Origin of the sequence: Chitinophaga sp., assembly GCF_039596135.1 — a bacterium.
Lineage (GTDB): Bacteria > Bacteroidota > Bacteroidia > Chitinophagales > Chitinophagaceae > Chitinophaga.
The window spans coordinates 150,967-167,820 of the sequence record NZ_JBCNKH010000004.1 but is presented as its reverse complement, the minus strand read 5'-3'; the positions used below and the strand labels follow the sequence as shown (position 1 = coordinate 167,820).

General features: G+C 45.7%; 17 protein-coding genes. 7 read left to right on the top strand and 10 right to left on the bottom strand.

The window, feature by feature from the left end; genetic code table 11:
- Nucleotides 1–14 precede the first annotated feature (14 nt).
- From ABDW16_RS05020 to ABDW16_RS05000, 5 genes are all read left to right on the top strand, one after another.
- Entirely contained in the window at nt 15–1,355 is a 1,341-nt protein-coding gene (locus ABDW16_RS05020) for a SusD/RagB family nutrient-binding outer membrane lipoprotein (RefSeq protein WP_343668144.1), read from the top strand.
- 164 nt (nt 1,356–1,519) lie between these two features.
- Entirely contained in the window at nt 1,520–1,834 is a 315-nt protein-coding gene (locus ABDW16_RS05015; RefSeq protein WP_343668142.1) for a DUF3467 domain-containing protein, read from the top strand.
- Between the two features lie 49 nt (nt 1,835–1,883).
- Nucleotides 1,884–2,957, top strand: coding sequence for an Ldh family oxidoreductase (locus ABDW16_RS05010; RefSeq protein ID WP_343668140.1), 1,074 nt, complete (start codon nt 1,884–1,886; stop codon nt 2,955–2,957).
- A gap of 70 nt (nt 2,958–3,027) precedes the next feature.
- Nucleotides 3,028–4,350 (top strand): aspartate kinase, encoded by a 1,323-nt coding sequence (locus ABDW16_RS05005; protein WP_343668138.1) that lies wholly within the window; start codon nt 3,028–3,030, stop codon nt 4,348–4,350.
- Nucleotides 4,351–4,601: 251 nt separating this feature from the next.
- Nucleotides 4,602–5,276 carry an SdpI family protein gene (locus ABDW16_RS05000; protein WP_343668137.1) on the top strand — a complete coding sequence of 225 codons (675 nt, stop codon included), beginning with the start codon at nt 4,602–4,604 and terminating at the stop codon, nt 5,274–5,276.
- A gap of 82 nt (nt 5,277–5,358) precedes the next feature.
- Here the strand turns inward: ABDW16_RS05000 and ABDW16_RS04995 are convergent, their stop codons facing one another.
- Nucleotides 5,359–5,823 (bottom strand): hypothetical protein, encoded by a 465-nt coding sequence (locus ABDW16_RS04995; protein WP_343668136.1) that lies wholly within the window; start codon nt 5,821–5,823, stop codon nt 5,359–5,361.
- A 113-nt stretch (nt 5,824–5,936) separates the two neighbouring features.
- Here ABDW16_RS04995 and ABDW16_RS04990 point away from each other — a divergent pair, with 113 nt between their 5' ends.
- Together ABDW16_RS04990 and ABDW16_RS04985 are read left to right on the top strand one after the other, a co-directional pair.
- The gene (locus ABDW16_RS04990) at nt 5,937–6,689 is read left to right on the top strand and encodes a LexA family transcriptional regulator (RefSeq protein WP_343668134.1); all 753 of its coding nucleotides are present in this window, start codon (nt 5,937–5,939) and stop codon (nt 6,687–6,689) included.
- 218 nt (nt 6,690–6,907) lie between these two features.
- On the top strand, nt 6,908–7,204 hold the full coding sequence (locus tag ABDW16_RS04985; RefSeq protein WP_343668132.1) for a cupin domain-containing protein: 297 nt from the start codon (nt 6,908–6,910) through the stop codon (nt 7,202–7,204).
- Between the two features lie 22 nt (nt 7,205–7,226).
- On the opposite strand, the gene ABDW16_RS04980 is transcribed toward ABDW16_RS04985, so the two are convergent.
- From ABDW16_RS04980 to ABDW16_RS04940, 9 genes are all read right to left on the bottom strand, one after another.
- The gene (locus tag ABDW16_RS04980; RefSeq protein ID WP_343668131.1) at nt 7,227–8,123 is read right to left on the bottom strand and encodes a histone deacetylase; all 897 of its coding nucleotides are present in this window, start codon (nt 8,121–8,123) and stop codon (nt 7,227–7,229) included.
- Nucleotides 8,124–8,129: 6 nt separating this feature from the next.
- The gene (pdeM, locus tag ABDW16_RS04975) at nt 8,130–8,789 is read right to left on the bottom strand and encodes a ligase-associated DNA damage response endonuclease PdeM (protein WP_343668129.1); all 660 of its coding nucleotides are present in this window, start codon (nt 8,787–8,789) and stop codon (nt 8,130–8,132) included.
- A gap of 12 nt (nt 8,790–8,801) precedes the next feature.
- Entirely contained in the window at nt 8,802–11,264 is a 2,463-nt protein-coding gene (locus ABDW16_RS04970; RefSeq protein WP_343668128.1) for a ligase-associated DNA damage response DEXH box helicase, read from the bottom strand.
- Nucleotides 11,261–12,295, bottom strand: coding sequence for an LD-carboxypeptidase (locus ABDW16_RS04965; RefSeq protein ID WP_343668127.1), 1,035 nt, complete (start codon nt 12,293–12,295; stop codon nt 11,261–11,263). The genes ABDW16_RS04970 and ABDW16_RS04965 overlap by 4 nt, the downstream gene beginning before the upstream one ends.
- A 16-nt stretch (nt 12,296–12,311) precedes the next feature.
- A complete protein-coding gene (locus ABDW16_RS04960) occupies nt 12,312–12,692 on the bottom strand; it encodes an ester cyclase (protein WP_343668125.1) in 381 nt (126 codons plus the stop codon).
- Nucleotides 12,693–12,754: 62 nt separating this feature from the next.
- On the bottom strand, nt 12,755–13,621 hold the full coding sequence (locus ABDW16_RS04955; protein ID WP_343668123.1) for an AraC family transcriptional regulator: 867 nt from the start codon (nt 13,619–13,621) through the stop codon (nt 12,755–12,757).
- 9 nt (nt 13,622–13,630) lie between these two features.
- Complete coding sequence (locus tag ABDW16_RS04950) at nt 13,631–14,134, bottom strand: Lrp/AsnC family transcriptional regulator (RefSeq protein ID WP_343668122.1); 504 nt, start codon at nt 14,132–14,134, stop codon at nt 13,631–13,633.
- A gap of 60 nt (nt 14,135–14,194) precedes the next feature.
- Nucleotides 14,195–15,784 carry an ATP-dependent DNA ligase gene (locus tag ABDW16_RS04945; protein ID WP_343668121.1) on the bottom strand — a complete coding sequence of 530 codons (1,590 nt, stop codon included), beginning with the start codon at nt 15,782–15,784 and terminating at the stop codon, nt 14,195–14,197.
- Nucleotides 15,781–16,788: a ligase-associated DNA damage response exonuclease gene (locus ABDW16_RS04940; protein WP_343668120.1), complete on the bottom strand. Its 1,008-nt coding sequence runs from the start codon at nt 16,786–16,788 to the stop codon at nt 15,781–15,783. Before ABDW16_RS04940 ends, ABDW16_RS04945 begins: the two co-directional genes overlap by 4 nt.
- Between the last annotated feature and the right edge of the window lie 66 nt (nt 16,789–16,854).

Genomic DNA, 16,854 nt, shown 5'->3' with positions numbered 1-16,854 from the left:
AAAAAAGTAAGATCATGTTACGTACAATAAACTTTATCATACCTGCATTGATATTGATAATAGTGGCGGGAGGCTGTAAACGGGCATATTTTTATAATGGAATCAATGAAGATCCTTCCCAGCTGCACGATCCCACCCCTTCTTCCATTTTAGCGGGTGTGGAACTGGCCTCCGCGTATAACTGGGGCGGCGATCCTTCCAGGTTTGCTTCTCTCTTTATGCAGCAAACGACAGGTGCCGCCAACCAATCTGCGAATTACAGTCTTTACAACCTGACACCAGATGATGTGGACAATATGTGGAACGCAGGATTTTATGCTAGTATCATGTCGAATACTGATACCCTGATCAAAATTGCGCTGACAGATGGGCAATTGCACTATGCAGGAATCGGGATGATCATGATGGCAGTGAATCTGGGCCAGGTAACTGATTTCTGGGGAGATGTACCTTATACGGAGGCGTTTAAGGGATTGAGTAATACCTCACCTAAATACGATTCACAGCAGCAGCTGTATGATACGCTTCAGAGTTTGCTGGACAGGGCCATCACCTATTTAAGTGCAGACGATGGTTCAGAATTTCAACCCAGCAAATCGGATGACCTGATGTATGAAGGTGATCTGACTTTGTGGGTTAAATTCGCGCATTCACTGAAAGCAAAGTTTTACCTGCATACGGTAAAAGTGAATACATCAGCGCTGACTAATTGCCTGGCGCAGATCTCTAGTGGTTTTGCGGCAGGTGAGGGGGCCAATATCACATTTGTGGGTAGTAATGCGGTAACGACACAGAGTCCCTGGTTTCAGTTCAATGACCAGCGTGCGGATATCACATTTGATGGTTACCTGAATGATCTCATGTATGCCGCGGAAGACGACAGGTATGGGGTGTATTTTGATACATCAGACAGTACGTTGTTGGGGGCACTATATGGTTCTGAGAGTTCTCCTGTGTATTTTATGTCATATGATGAGTTGAAGTTCATCGAGGCGGAGGCACAATTCCGTAATGGCAACAAGGCCGCCGCAGCTACGGCTTACAATGATGCGGTGGCAGCAAACCTGTTGAGAACGGTAGATAGTACAGATTATCTGGCAAATGTGCAAAAGACAGCTGCAAATATTACCCTGCAGGATATTATGGTACAAAAGTACATTGCATTGTTCTTAAGCCCCGAAACCTGGACAGATTGGCGCAGAACCGGTTATCCTGCGCTGACTGCCCCTACCGGGAATGTGCTGAATGGCGCACTGCCAAGGTCACTGTTTTATCCGAGCAGTGAGGTGAGGTATAATACAAATACCCCATCCAATACGACTTTGACGAGGAGAGTCTGGTGGGATGCACAGTAATTGGGAAATAATTATCTGGCAAAACCGGTGGCTACCGAACGGTAGTCACCGGTTTTTTTGTTAGAGAAATCCGTGCTGCCGCAGGCCACCTCCCCGGCCAATTTCTTTTTTAGAATTTATTTTACATCCTCTTTTTTACATTTGTACCGAAAATTTAACTGAACATGGAAAATCAGCAGGACGAACAAGCCCAGCTCAACATAGAATTGACCGAGGAAATTGCAGAAGGTGTATACGCAAACCTGGCGATCATCACCCACTCCAATGCGGAATTTGTAGTCGATTTTGTGAATGTAATGCCCGGAATGCCCAAGGCAAAGGTAAAATCCCGCATTATCCTTACCCCTCAGCACGCAAAACGCTTTATGAAGGCAATGTTGGATAATATCAAGAAATACGAATCGATTCACGGCCCTATCCAGGACCAGGAGCCGGTATCCCTCCCTATGAACTTTGGAGGCCCTACCGCCCAGGCATAAAACAGGACCAGGTCAACTGATACAAAAATCAATAGCACGGAAATCCATCATGAGCCAGATTTTCTCCTATCCTCATTTAAGGGAATTTACCCAGGAAGTTTTTAAACGCATGGGCTGTTCAGACGAACATGCAGCTACAGCCAGTGAAGTTTTATTGTCAGCAGATCTCAGGGGGATTGACTCTCATGGGGTAGCACGCCTGATCGGTTATGTACGCCTATGGGAAAATGGTCGTGTAAATGCTACTCCAAACATCCGGGTAGTGCATGAAACCCCCAGTACCGCTGTAGTTGATGGCGACCGTGGCCTTGGCCTGGTCGTAGCCCCTTACGCCATGGAAGTAGCGATTGCCAAAGCTGCCAATGTGGGTAGTGGCTGGGTGAGCGTAAAAAACTCCAACCATTTCGGCATCGCCGGCCAGCATGCCATGATGGCGCTGGATAAAGATATGATTGGCATGGCTATGACCAATGCCAGTCCATTGGTAGCGCCAACTTTTGCCACAGAGCGTATGCTGGGTACCAACCCTATCGCCGTGGCGATCCCTGCCAAAACTCAGCCTGCCTTTGTAGCGGATTTCGCCACTACTACGGCAGCCAATGGCAAACTGGAAATTTTGCAACGCAAAAGCCAGGAGGCACCAACCGGATGGATCCAGGACAAAGAAGGTCATTCCAGCACCAATCCACATGAACTCAAAGATGGCGGTGCCCTGCTGCCACTGGGGGGCGACCGTGAACACGGTAGCCATAAGGGATATTGCCTGGGAGCAATCGTAGATATATTTTCAGCAGTGCTGTCAGGTGCCAATTATGGTCCCTGGGCGCCACCGTTCGTAAGTTTCCTGCCACTGGCACCTGATCCTGTAGGAGAGGGGCTGGGCCACTTCCTGGGGGCCATGCGCATCGACGCATTCCGGCCTGCAGACGAGTTCAAGGAGCATATGGACAAGTGGATTACCCGCTTCAGAAATGCAAAACCGGTAGCAGGAGAGCAGGTATTGATTCCTGGCGATCCTGAACGTGAAATGGAAGCACATCGCCGCCAGGGAGGTATTCCATTGCTGGATCCGGTGGTAAAAGATCTGAGAGAAGTTGGGGGGAAATTTAAATTGAGCTTTTAAAGTCAGGAATTAAGCGCGAACTTGCGCTTTTTTATAAGAGTTACGTCAAACACATAACAATACAACAGTAATGAAGATCTTAAAATTTGGCGGCACGTCGGTAGGTAAACCTGAACGCATGCATGCCGTGGCCCAACTGGTGACTGCTGATGACGCTCCCAAAATCGTGGTGTTGTCTGCATTATCCGGTACCACCAATTCCTTGGTTGAGATAGGACAATCCTTGTCTGAAGGTAAAAAGGAGCAGGCTAAGGGGCAGATAGATAAGCTGGAAGCTCACTACCGCTCATTTATTGAGGCGCTGGTGAAGCAGCCTGAAGCACGCGCAAAGGCTGGTGCTGTTATTGACGAGCATTTTGAGTTCCTGAACATCATCCTGAAGATTAGCTTCAACGAGGCTTTGAATAAGGATATCCTGGCGCAGGGTGAATTACTCTCTACCAAACTGTTCAGTGTATATCTGGAAGAAGCGGGTATTCAATCCGTATTGCTGCCAGCGCTGGATTTCATGAGTATTGACGAGTATGAAGAGCCGGAAATTCCAAAGATCAAGATCCGCCTGGGCAACCTGTTGGATAAATATAAAGGAGAAAAGGTATTCGTTACACAGGGTTATATCTGCCGTAATCACAGAGGGGAGATAGATAACCTGAAACGTGGTGGTAGTGACTATTCTGCATCTTTGATCGGTGCTGCTATTCAGGCAGAAGAAGTACAGATCTGGACAGATATCGACGGTATGCACAATAACGACCCACGTGTAGTAAAGAAAACTTTCCCGATCGATCAGCTGTCATTTGACGAGGCTGCGGAGCTGGCATACTTTGGCGCCAAGATTCTGCATCCTGCCTCCATCTGGCCTGCACAGCACTTCAACATTCCGGTGAAGTTGCTGAACACTATGCAGCCAGAGGCACATGGTACTATCATCACCGAGTTACCAAGTGGCGATGGGGTGAAAGCGGTAGCAGCCAAGGATGGTATCATCGCGATCAAGATCAAATCCAGCCGCATGCTGCTGGCATATGGTTTCCTGCGTAAAATCTTCGAAGTATTTGAGAAATACCGTGTACCTATTGATATGATCACCACTTCAGAGGTAGCAGTTTCCCTTACTATAGAAAATACACCACAGCTGGATCAGCTGCTGAAAGAACTGCAGCCGTTTGGTTCTGTGGAACTGGATCACCATCAGACCATCGTTTCTATCGTGGGTAATGAAGTAGCAGCAACGCCTTCTATCCTGAAGAGACTGTTCGAAGCGCTGAATGAAGTGCCTTTGAGAATGATATCTTATGGCGGTAGCCGTCATAATATTTCGATCCTGATTGGTGGTCAGCATAAGGAGAAAACACTCCAATTGCTGAACAAAGGTTTGTTTGATCTGGAATAGTCTTAGAAAGAATTATAAAGGAACAGGTCGTCTCCAGCCAAGGGGACGACCTTTTTTTATGGTGATTGTGAGGGGAAAGCCCCGGTGGTAAATTCAGGTCTCCGCAGGAGCTCCGTCCTGTTGAAAAACTCATTTGCCGAAAGCGAATGAGTTTTTCAACAGCAAATACAACAATCGCTCTTTACAGTTGTAATATATATGTCAACGGTATAGTATTTGTCGCATTTCATTTACACCAAATCCATGTTGTTATGAAAAAGACGGATTTAGGACAGGAACTATTATTGTTACTCTTACTATTGATGCCGATGGCATACCTGGGAATCATCTGGCCCTCATTGCCAGACTTCTTTCCTAACAACTACAGCATCACAGGCGTACCGGAACGGCTAGGATCTAAAAGTGATTTCTTGTTGCTGATGACCTTCCTTTTCCTCACCAATCTCATGTTATACTTCCTATTTCGTTATTTACCCCACGTGGATCATGCAGATTTTCCTGAAGCAAATGAGCGCCTGCAGCGACAACAATACTATCGTATCCGCTTCTCTATTCACATATACCTCGCAGTATTCACCGGAGCAATTATCTGGATGGTCAGCCAGGGCAGGTCATTTATAATGGAGCGTTGGGTGTTTACAGGAGTGGGTATATTAATCGCCATAATTGGGGTCTATTTACGCAGATTACAACCGAATTATTTTGTGGGGGTACGTACACCGTGGACGCTGCAAAACACGGAAATATGGCAGCAAACGCATCTGATGGCGGGCAATCTATGGATGTGGACGGGTATCGCCACCTTCGGGATGGGGTTCTTTTTACCTGTCGTAACGGGGGTATTTTTATTGCTTTTTATAGGAGCTATACTGGCAGCATTGCCGTATATCTATTCATTCCGTTTATATCATACGGATCAGGGGTGACAATGATGAAAAAACGACGAAAGTAAAAGGGGCTGATGTAATCACATCAGCCCCTCTGTATTTTTTGAAAGAATCGTATCGGTTAATACAACCATCCCTGACCTGTGAATACCTGGCGGAAAGGCCATGGAGTAAGGAGCAATACCAAAACCAGCACGATACCAAAGAAGATCAATCCTTTCTTGTGTTTCTGTGCATCAGTTGATGCTTTCTTTACTTTTGCACGACCAATGTGTACCAGCACAAATGCTAATATTCCCATGGTAATGTGCTCAACAGCATAAAAGCGAAGAACACTGTCTTTCATTGCAGCACCCATGTTAGAAAGGGCCGTTTTCACCAGCGGACTGGCTGCAAAATACAGCACGAGACCTACCAGTAACTGCAAATCAAAGAAAATCATAAAAAATAAACCAGCCTTATTGTCGGCACCTGTAAAAGGTGTTTTGCCACTAACGCCCTTCCATGAACGGAACACGGCCCAAATGCCAGCCAGTAAAATTGCCCACCTTAACAGCGAGTGAATAATCAGCAATGTGGTATACATAAATCTTGAGTTGGATTTTCCTGACAAAAATAAGTGAGAATCACCGGATTTATTTGGTTATTCCAAAAATTATATACTAAATTTGTTAGTAATTCTACTAAATAATTTAGATTATGTCAGTTGTATGCCGCAATTTAAAGTTTCTGCGTAAGCAGAAAGGATGGACGCAGCAGGAGTTTGCTGATAAATTAGGGATCAAACGTTCCCTCCTGGGAGCTTATGAAGAAGAGCGTGCAGAGCCCCGTACAGAAGTGCTGGAACTGGTCAGCGATATGTTCCGGGTGTCTATTGACGATCTGCTCCGCCGTGATGTTGGCTCCCAAAAAGATACATTCCTCGAAAAGCGCCGCCAGCAAAAACTGGGCAATAGCCGCCAGGTCATTGAATTTGTACCTGTAAAAGCAGCAGCCGGTTACCTGGCGGGGTATAATGATGATGAATTCATCGAAGAACTGAACACCTTTACCCTCCCTATGATGGGCGCCGGTAGCTACAGGGCTTTCGAAATCGCTGGTGACTCTATGTTACCTACACCCTCCGGATCCGTTATCGTATGCCACAAAGTAGACGGTTGGGAAGATATCCGTAACAATGAAGCCTATATTGTGGTGACAAGCAGGGAAGGAATTGTGTATAAACGTTTGTTGAAGAGCAACCGCAATAAAGGCAAACTGACATTGGTATCTGATAACCCGCAATTTGAACCCTATTCCGTAGGAATGGAAGAAGTGCTGGAACTCTGGCAGTCCGACGCAGTGATCAGCAAAGCCGCTCCACAAAGCCGGCTGAGCGTGAACCACCTCGCAGATATGGTGAGCCATCTCCAGGACCAGGTGAACTTGCTGAAGAAAAAGGCCCGGAATTAATTACAACCGCTATTTACTTTTTCAAAAATAACATGCATAGACTTCTAAGCATTGGGAAGGCTATGCACAGGAAGACGCATGTCGCTGCCAAATGAATCAAACTAACAAAGCAAATCCAATCCAATCAACTTAAAAAGGATATCAAAATAACCAGGTAAAGAATTTTAAATAACTACTTACTCCAACCCCCTTTTCTTAATTATCTCAAAGATTGAACTATGCGTATAGCATTCGTTGACGCATTGCGCCAACTGGAAAACAGTGGAGAAGCAGCTGTGACCCTATGGGAACACAATACAATGAGGGTAGTATTGTTATCGCCTGAGGATGTTTACACACAGGAGGCGGATTCACAAAATGAAACGTACATCGTCATGTCAGGATGTGCAGAAGTACAGTACAAGGATAGCGTCATAGACATCGACTCAGGTGATTATCTCTTTGTACCCGCAGGAACGTGGCATAGGTTCATCAACGCCACCCAGGACTTTATGCTTTGGAAGATCGTAAGCTAAATACCGCCGTTCTTAGAGAATATCAGAAGATGGCTGCCGCTGTTTTGAATGTATTACAATGCGCATTTACAATATGCCTCAGCTGCGGTGAATACCCTCCCCCCATTGCAACCGCACAGGGAATTCCATAATGTTTTACCGTATTTAAGACCAATTCATCTCTGCAGCGGCATCCATCTTCGGTTACTTTCATCCTGCCATAACGGTCCGTCGCCAGGATATCCACACCAGATAAATAAAAAACAAAATCAGGCCTTTCTCTGGCGAATAAAAATGACAAACAATCAGCCAATTTTCGAAGATATATTTCATCTGTAGTGCCGTCAGGCAACCCTACATCCCATACAGATTCTTCTTTATGAAATGGATAATTATGCTCGCCATGCATACTAAATGTAAACACCCTTTTATTGCCCTTAAATATAGCAGCAGTGCCATTCCCCTGGTGTACATCGAGGTCTATGATCATCACATAACCTGCCAGTTTGTGATGTAACAGGTAGTTGGCAGCTACCGCAAAATCATTCATCAGGCAAAATCCTTCTCCATGATCCGCAAATGCATGATGCGTACCACCCGCCACATTCAGACCAATGCCATGATCCAGCGCATGCAGTGCACAGTCAATCGTTCCCTGGCAAATCACCCGCTCCCGCATCACGAGCTCCGGTGATTGCGGCAAACCTATACGACGTACTTCTTTTTCACTCAATCGCTGATTTTTCAACTTATCCCAGTATGCAGCAGTATGTGTTAAAAGGATCGTCTCTTCACTCACAGGCGCAGGTTGATGAAACTGACCTGCAGTAACAACACCTTCGCGCAACAACTGTGCAGGAATCAGTTCATACTTTGCCATAGGAAAACGGTGGCCTTCAGGTAATGGGTGTGCAAATATGGGATCGTAAGCAATCAGCATGTTGTTTTAACTAATCTTTAGAACACTGTTATTGGCAATAACAAATACAGCATCAGCCTCCTCCGCATCCAGCATTGCTAAGCCTGTGAACCGCCCGAATGCAGGCAGAATACTGCAATTACGCCCAAAATAAAAACAAGGCAAACGGAGCCGTTGCCTGCCAGCACCTGACACCGCCACACCCGGATGAATGTGACCGGAAAAAGTATATTTCGAATCATCTCCTTCCGCACATGGCTCATGCGCAAAATGAATTTCATTGATCTGCAATTCATCATACACCTCCACATCAATATCTGTATACACCTGCTCCGCCATGATATCGTGATTCCCTTTCACCAGCTTAAACCGGATATGCGGAAACTGCTGTCTCCACAACTTGAACAAAGGCACATCGTTATTATGACTACTGTGAAACATATCGCCCACAATAATCACCTGTGCAGGATGATAAACAGTAATGAGTTTTTGTAAACGGTACAGGTCCTCCTGCCCGATATTGGAAGGAACGGCAATACCTGCCTTCCTGAAATGTGCGGACTTACCAAGGTGCAGATCTGATACGATCAAAGCCCGCTCTTCTTTCCAGAAAACAGCGCGGTGGGCCGATAACAGCCACGTCTGATTCCTGAAATTATAAATCACTTCGTCCATAGATCTTTGCAAGTTCCGATTTTATTAAAATTCCGGGCGCATTTTTTTTATCCTGTCTTCCAGTTTTTCACTGGTCAGTTGTTCACGCAAACTATCCACCTTTATTGGAAAACAAAAAGGCGTCAGCTCTTCCGGGTAAGTGATCACAATTTTACTGTTATTTATCCTGTCGAGGCATTCTCTTAATCGGGCTTCTTCCATCTGGTAAAAAAAGGCTTCATTGAAAGCCTGTCTCAGCAAGAGGTTCTGTGGATCGTATTCCGTAAATACATTGAACAGCAAAGAAGCCGACGATTGCAGATGCCGGCTTTGTTTATGTTTGCCCGGGTACCCCTGGAATATTAGTCCTGCTATCACCGCAATATCCCTGAATTTGCGACGGGCCATCTCGGTAGAGTTCACGCTGGCCTGCAAATCGATGTTCAGGTTATCTAACGAAAACAATTCATATACATCATCCGGAGTAAGAGGGATAGGCTGGTCAGACAATAATTCAAAACCATAATCATTCATAGCAATGGAAAAAGTAATCGGGGTACGTTTACTCAGCCTGTAAGCCAGCAATGTAGCCATTACCTCATTCACCAGTCTTCCTTCAAACGGATAGGCGAACAGATGATAACCATCTTTTGTATGAATCATTTCTATCAGCAGCTCATTGGCCCTGGGCACATGTGAGAGATATTCCTGTAGATTGAAAAGGGGTTGTAATACCTGTAATTCAGGCTCAGTTGTATTACCAGAAAGTGCTTCGTTAAAAGTTTCCCGCAATATTTTCCCCAGGCTGGGCGAAAGGGGCAGTCGTCCTCCCATCCAGCTGGGTACAATTGCTTTTTTCGCATTGGACTTGCGTACCAATACAGTCATATCCTTGATCATAACAAACTCCAGGATACGCCCACCCAAACTGAAAGTATCGCCGGCCGTAAGGCGTGCAATAAACCATTCCTCAATCATGCCAATAAACCCGCCACCCATGAACTTTACTTTCAACATAGCATCGCTGACGATGACCCCAATATGTAAACGGTGACGCATGGCCTGCATACGACTACGACAAATAAAAAAGTCACCCTCTCTATCCAGTTTTTTAAACTCGTCATAACTGTAAAGCGCTTCACCACCAGTATTCAAAAATGCCAGGATCCATTCCCACTCATCCGCCGTAATATCCCGAAAACAAAAGGTGCCCGTCACTTCTTCCCATATTTCAGGCGCATGGAAGCCGTCAGAAATAGCCAGCGTCATCAGGTATTGTAGCAATACATCGTAGGCAAGAATAACAGGCATTCGGCTTTCTACCACCTGTTGTGCGATGGCTGACTTAAGGGCTGCAGCTTCTACCAGCTCAAGGCTATGTGTGGGTAGAAACCATATTTTGCTGGTAGCACCGGGTTGGTGTCCGCTACGGCCTGCGCGTTGTAAAAAGCGGGCTACGCCTTTGGGGCTTCCTACCTGGATCACCGTATCTACAGGCCGAAAGTCTACTCCTAAATCCAGGCTGGAAGTACATACCACAGCTTTGAGCGTACCCGTATGAAGAGCTTCTTCTACCCAGATACGCAACTCCATGTCAATAGAGCCATGATGAAGTGCCAGTGCACCAGCGAGATCAGGACATTGTCGCAATATCTCCTGGTACCAGATCTCCGTTTGTGAACGTACGTTTGTAAAGATCAGAGTAGTACGGCTCTCATTGACAATGGGCAGTGCCTTGTAGAGCAGCCTGGTACCCAAATGCCCTGCCCAGGGATATTTCTCTATCTCATCGGGGAGAATACTTTGCAGCTCTATTTTCTTACCCAGTTTTGCGCGTACAATGACCGCCTCCGGATCAGGCGTACCGAGCAGCACATCCATGGCTTCTTCCAGGTTACCAATAGTGGCCGAAATACCCCAGATCCTCAATGGCCCACGTCCTTCTTTTTTCGCTAATCCTTTCAACCGGCTGAGACCTAATTCTATCATCACGCCACGTTTGCTGCCCAGCAATTCATGCCATTCATCTGCCACCACAGTAGTGAGGGAGGTAAAGACTTTTGGATATTCTTTTTGTCCCATCAGCAAATGCAGGCTTTCAGGGGTGATCAGCAGTACTTCAGGCATATTCTTTTTCTGAGCAGCGCGGGCAGATACAGGTGTATCACCGCTCCGGATACCTACCTGCCAGGGTATGTTCAGCTCCTGTAAAACCTCTTCCATAGCACGCGCAATGTCTTTGGCCAGCGCCCGTAGCGGCGTGATCCATAGTAGTTGCAGCCCGTTTTTAGATTTGGATGAGTAGTCTTTCGGGTGGCGGTTGATCCAGTCGATCACCACACCCAGGAAAAGAGAAAATGTTTTACCGTAGCCGGTAGGGGCGTTGACAAGGCCGGATTTGCCTTGCAGGTAATAAGTCCAGGCTTCTTCCTGGAAAGCAAAAGGCTGCCGGTCTCTGGCGGCGAGCCAGTCTGTAATCACTTTCCATCCACTCGTTGTATTTTTCATGCACTAACAATCTCCTTCAAAGATACCCGGTTATTCTGTACCTCCAATTGATGCATCACCCCACACTTCAACGCATAATTCCCTCTTTGATGCCCTACCGGAAAATTGAAGCAAACAGGATAAGGAAAATCCTTCACCTTCTCTTTCACAATATCATATACAGTTCTCCCAAATTCCTCTCCCGGATCATCCGGCTTTAGCTTATTAAATCCACCGATAACAAGCCCTGCCAGGTTATCCAACTTATGCGCACGCTGCAAACTATTGAAATAACGGTCAATGGAATAGAGGTATTCACTCACCTCTTCCACAAAGAGAATTTTACCAATCGTATTGGGCTCTGAATTGGTCCCCAATACACTTGCCAGCATAGATAGATTGCCGCCAATCAGCACCCCTTTTGCTGTACCAATGCGATTATTCGCATCCGCAGGTGTCAGGTATTGCATAGGTTTACCTGTAAGCGCCTGCTGAATAGAAAGAATCGTTTCCTGTACCACAGCTTCTGCCTTTGCAAAATCATCGGGAAAACTATTACACATTTTAGAATGCAAAGATGCAATACCAAACAGGCGATTGATATGGCAGTGCAATACAGTGATATCACTAAATCCAATCACCCATTTTGGATGCTGCCGGAAATTATTAAAATTAACCTGGTCGATAATACGGGCGCAGCCATACCCACCTCTCGCACACATGATCGCGTGGATGGAAGAATCATCCAGCATCTCCTGCAAATCCTGTAACCGCTCCGCATCTGTACCACCAAAACTAAAATCACTTTTCCCAACCGTATTTCCTATCCGGATTTTGAACCCCCAGCTTTGCATAATGCGGATAGCAGGTATAATTTCTTCCTGCGTAATGTGCCCCGCCGGGCAGGTAATACCAATAGTATCACCGGGTTTGAGATAGGGTGGCAGTATAGTAAGATTCTCATCTTCCTCAACAGCAGCAGGAAGATGAGAAAATGCGGAAAGCCCCAGCGATGTGATGGCAAGAGAAGAAAGAAAATGCTTACGATTCATGTTATTAATGTAAGCATTAATCTGCAATTTGAATATGCCTTTCTGCCCAATGGTCTACATATTGACCATTCTTTATTTTCACAATATCGATAGTCGGCATCTCTACTTTTTTACCAGCTTCAAAACCCATAAAAGGAATACCCAGCGTGCCGCGAATAGTTTTTCTTGTAATAACGGTATCACCTTCTTCAAACATCTCATGAATCTCTATCGTCATATCTGGAAATGCAGGCTTCATCACATTGTGATAAAAAGCCAGCAGACCGGCTTTCCCTTTGTCTGTACCTGCAGGAGCGGTATGATTGGTAAATGACGGAGACACTATTTCTTCAAATACCTGCATATTGCCTTTTACAAGGACTTCTTCATTGAATCTTAATACGACTGCTTTTGACATAATGTTTAATTTATATCAGCAAAATTAGTCCGGAAGAGGAGGGAAGGAATAACGTTAAAAGCTCAGATTATTGCTTTTTTAGCTCGGAGGGAGTGTGGGGTATCTCCAAATTCCTGTTTGAAGATCTTTATAAAATGCGGTACATTTTCAAAGCCACAGGCCAATGCTACTTCGGATACATTCATATCATCATTGAGCAGTAGCATACGGGCATGGGCCAATCTTTTTTCATTGATCCATTTCTTGGGGGAGCAATTGAAATATTGCTGGAAATCACGCTTGAAAGAGGCGAGGCTACGGCCTGAAAGCTGCGCCAGTTCTGCTAATGTAAGGGGCTGTAACAGGTGGGTATTAACGATGTATTCTATATTTGCAGGCTGTGCATGCGTGATGCTGTGAAAGAAATTCAGGATGGTATTTCTGTGCTCTCCCGCCAGCAACAATAAAAACGCTTCCTGTATTTTCAGTTGTAAAATGGCCTCCATGTTCTCCGCACGATGCTGAAAGAACAGCATATATTGCTCTCTGAAACTATGCAGCAGATCGCTGGTAGGCAGCATTACATACGATCGTGGATCGGAGATAACTTTATCAGGTTGTAGCTGGTGCTGACGAAGAAAATTTTGCAGAATATTATCCGGGAAGAAGAGAAGCAGGGCTTCGTATTCAAACCCGTCCGGCACCACCTCTGTCATACCATAGAGGCCCCGTTTCAACAGAACAATACTGGATGGATTTACATGCAGCACTTCATCTCCAAGAAAGATATTTTTATTTCCCGCAAGCGCAAACAGAATAGTATGTTCTTTTAGGAAGATGATCCGCTTATGTGCACCAATCGCCTTCTTGTATTTGGCATAGGTGTAAGTATCGGATTGTAATACAGTCCAGTTAAAGTCTTTAGTATATTCCGGATAACGGATAATCATGGTGCTGAATTAATATACAACACGATGCGTTGCTTTAATCACAGACATTACGAACACGCTTTCCATGTGGCCGATATTATCCAGCTCACCCAGTTTGTTCACATTGAAGTCGTGGTAAGCGATCATATCTTTTACCTGTACTTTCAGCATAAAGTCAAACTGGCCGGAGATATTCAGGCATTCCAGCACCTCCGGAAAGGAAGTGATTTCCTTGATGAATTTGCTACCCGCTTTTTTACCATGTTCTTTGAGAGAGATGTAGCATAATACGGTAAGGCCCTTATCGATCTTACTGGGGTCTACGATGGCAGCATACTGACGAATAACGCCGGCCTGTTCCATCTTACGGATGCGTTCGTAAACCGGGGTAGCGCTCAGGTTAAGACGCGCTGCCAGGTCGCGGATGGTCATCTTGGCATCTTCTTCCAGCAGTTGGAGGATGGCGATGTCTTTTTCGTCCAGCGCAATTTCGGTTGCGATATCTTTTTTAATTGTGTTGTTACCCGGGTTCATATTGTATAGAATAATATTCCAATTAACCTACGAAAATAAGTACAATATACTAAATTTTCCCTACCGATGCATTTTTAATAATAATTGAAGATCTTCCAGGGTATTAATCTCCTCAGGGGGCTTGTCCTTCCTCCACCTGTTAATCCGGGGAAAGCGTAATGCCACCCCTGACTTATGCCTGTTAGAAGCCGCAATGCCCTCAAAAGCAATCTCAAATACCAGTTCCGGCTTCACTGTCCGCACAGGCCCGAATTTTTCTATACTGTTCCTTTTCACCCAGTTATCCACTTCATTGATCTCCTTATCCGTCAACCCGGAATACGCTTTGGTAAACGATACCAACTGATCCCCATCCCTGACCGCAAATGTGTAATCAGTATACAAATTTGATCGCCGGCCATGTCCTTTTTGCGCATAAATCATCACCGCATCTATTGTAAATGGATCTATCTTCCATTTCCACCAATCGCCCCTTTTTCGGCCCACCTGGTAGGGGGAATCCCGCCTTTTCAGCATTAAGCCTTCACTCCCCATTTCACGCGATTGCGTTCTGAACTCAATCAACGCTGACCAGCTATGAAAAGTAATCACCGGCGATAATCTCAATGCAGGGTGGTTCACCTGCTCCACTACCTGTTCTAACAACTGCCGCCGTTCAGACAAAGGAGCAGTCCTGATATCCTTTCCTTCCCATTCCAGCAAATCATAACTCAAAAACACCACCGGGGCCTCCTGCAATTGTTTCTTCGTCACATTCTTCCTCCCGATCCTTGTCTGCAAAGTCTGAAAAGGTAACGGAAAATCATTCGCATAAGTCAGTATCTCCCCATCAATCACCATCCCTTCGGGCAGATGGTCCAGCAAAGGCCCATATTCCGGAAACTTTTCTGTAATCAGTTCTTCTCCTCTCGACCACACAAACAATTGTCCCTGTCGCTTTATAACCTGCCCGCGTATGCCATCCCATTTCCACTCTGCCTGCCATTCTTCCGGTTTTCCAAGTACATCCGGCGCTGTCTCCAATGGATAGGCGAGATAAAAAGGAAAAGGCTTCGACGCGTCCGCCCCCGTCACATCTTCATTCAATAACGTATCCAGTGTGATCAGCCTGGGATCCCAGTTCCCACTGATCATATGCGACAGGGTAGGGGCCGGAATAGCATGGGTATTTGCCAATGCATTCACCATCATCTTTTGCGATACCCCAATCCTGAAACTACCCGTTATCAGTTTATTAAACACAAACCGCTCGCTGGTATCCAGTTCATCCCATGCATTGAGAATGAATTTTTGCTTCTCCTCTTCAGGTGCTTTTTCCAACCCTATCAACTGTTCCAGCCAATAATGCAGGGGATGCGTAGCAACATTTTTCCCCGGTGGCAATAACAGTGCAATCGTCTCTGCCAGGTCACCTACCGTATGATAACATTCTTCAAACAACCACCCCGGCAAATGAGTCATCTGCAAACACCACGTAGCCAGTTGTGTGGCATTCACCGTTCTCTTTGGCCGCCGGCCGGTAAACAATGCCAGCACCCATATACTATCCTTTGGATCTGCACTTGCAAAGTATTGACTCAGCGCATCCAGTTTTTCATTCGTTTTCGTGCTGTTGGCCAGCAATTTTACCAGGTCTGCAAATGCTTTCATGATGGATTCATTTCTTCTTCTTCGGTGGCACCATATTCAGTTTTTACTTCTTCTGCAGGAATGCCGTTCTCCTGCAGGTATCGTGCAAATGCACTACTGAAACCATGCGTTGCATACACTTTTTCCGCGCCTGTCGCTTTCACGGCAGCTAACAATCCATTCCAGTCTGCATGGTCCGACAAAATAAATCCTGCATCTGCATTCCTTCTTCGCATATGTCCCCGCACCTGCATCCAGCCACTACACACACCTAGTGAATAAGGATTGAACCGTCGCATCCACGTGGTATCTGCAGCAGAGGGAGGGCCAATCACTAAATTGTTTTTAAACACGCTATGGGGTGTATCAGGTGTAATACGGTGCAATTCAGGCAAGTCCCATCCATTATCCCGCAATAGCTGATTGGTAATATAGATCGCGCCATGCGCCCAGATCTCAGTACTGATATCCCTTAAATGATACAATAACCGTTGTGCTTTTCCCAGGCTATAACCTAACAGTACACTTGTTTTGCCTGCCTGCTGGTTTTCATATACCCATTTCCGGATGTTATCAAATACAACTTGCTGGGGTTGCCAGTTATAAATAGGCAGGCCGAAAGTACACTCCGTAATAAAAGTTTGACAAGGCACTGGTTCAAAAGGGGCAGAGATGCCATCATGCTCAGTTTTATAATCTCCGCTCACTACCCATACGGCACCGGCATGCTCTACTCTAACCTGTGCAGAACCAATCACATGCCCGGCAGGATGCAGGGAAATCGTCACCCCATTCAGGAGCACCTTTTCTCCATACCCCACTCCCTGCACACTGATATCTGCTCCCAGCCGGAGTTTCAATATAGGTACACTATCATGATGACAAAGGTAAGATTGGTTGCCCCCGCGGGCATGGTCGGAATGTGCATGGGTAATAACAGCCTTTTGCACAGGCAGCCAGGGGTCTATGTAGAAATCGCCTGCCGGACAATAAATGCCCTTATCTGTGAATTGAAGTAACTGCATGAAAGAGTATGTACAATTATCATGCACAGAAAAAAAGCCTTGCGCTCATGCAAGGCTTTTTAAAAC

What these genes read in the sequence shown, in the direction of transcription:
- ABDW16_RS05020 (WP_343668144.1), top strand. Translation starts at nt 15, where the DNA reads ATGTTACGTACAATAAACTTTATCATACCTGCATTGATATTGATAATA.
- ABDW16_RS05015 (WP_343668142.1), top strand. Translation starts at nt 1,520, where the DNA reads ATGGAAAATCAGCAGGACGAACAAGCCCAGCTCAACATAGAATTGACC.
- ABDW16_RS05010 (WP_343668140.1), top strand. Translation starts at nt 1,884, where the DNA reads ATGAGCCAGATTTTCTCCTATCCTCATTTAAGGGAATTTACCCAGGAA.
- ABDW16_RS05005 (WP_343668138.1), top strand. Translation starts at nt 3,028, where the DNA reads ATGAAGATCTTAAAATTTGGCGGCACGTCGGTAGGTAAACCTGAACGC.
- ABDW16_RS05000 (WP_343668137.1), top strand. Translation starts at nt 4,602, where the DNA reads ATGAAAAAGACGGATTTAGGACAGGAACTATTATTGTTACTCTTACTA.
- ABDW16_RS04995 (WP_343668136.1), bottom strand. Translation starts at nt 5,823, where the DNA reads ATGTATACCACATTGCTGATTATTCACTCGCTGTTAAGGTGGGCAATT.
- ABDW16_RS04990 (WP_343668134.1), top strand. Translation starts at nt 5,937, where the DNA reads ATGTCAGTTGTATGCCGCAATTTAAAGTTTCTGCGTAAGCAGAAAGGA.
- ABDW16_RS04985 (WP_343668132.1), top strand. Translation starts at nt 6,908, where the DNA reads ATGCGTATAGCATTCGTTGACGCATTGCGCCAACTGGAAAACAGTGGA.
- ABDW16_RS04980 (WP_343668131.1), bottom strand. Translation starts at nt 8,123, where the DNA reads ATGCTGATTGCTTACGATCCCATATTTGCACACCCATTACCTGAAGGC.
- ABDW16_RS04970 (WP_343668128.1), bottom strand. Translation starts at nt 11,264, where the DNA reads ATGAAAAATACAACGAGTGGATGGAAAGTGATTACAGACTGGCTCGCC.
- ABDW16_RS04965 (WP_343668127.1), bottom strand. Translation starts at nt 12,295, where the DNA reads ATGAATCGTAAGCATTTTCTTTCTTCTCTTGCCATCACATCGCTGGGG.
- ABDW16_RS04960 (WP_343668125.1), bottom strand. Translation starts at nt 12,692, where the DNA reads ATGTCAAAAGCAGTCGTATTAAGATTCAATGAAGAAGTCCTTGTAAAA.
- ABDW16_RS04955 (WP_343668123.1), bottom strand. Translation starts at nt 13,621, where the DNA reads ATGATTATCCGTTATCCGGAATATACTAAAGACTTTAACTGGACTGTA.
- ABDW16_RS04950 (WP_343668122.1), bottom strand. Translation starts at nt 14,134, where the DNA reads ATGAACCCGGGTAACAACACAATTAAAAAAGATATCGCAACCGAAATT.
- ABDW16_RS04945 (WP_343668121.1), bottom strand. Translation starts at nt 15,784, where the DNA reads ATGAAAGCATTTGCAGACCTGGTAAAATTGCTGGCCAACAGCACGAAA.
- ABDW16_RS04940 (WP_343668120.1), bottom strand. Translation starts at nt 16,788, where the DNA reads ATGCAGTTACTTCAATTCACAGATAAGGGCATTTATTGTCCGGCAGGC.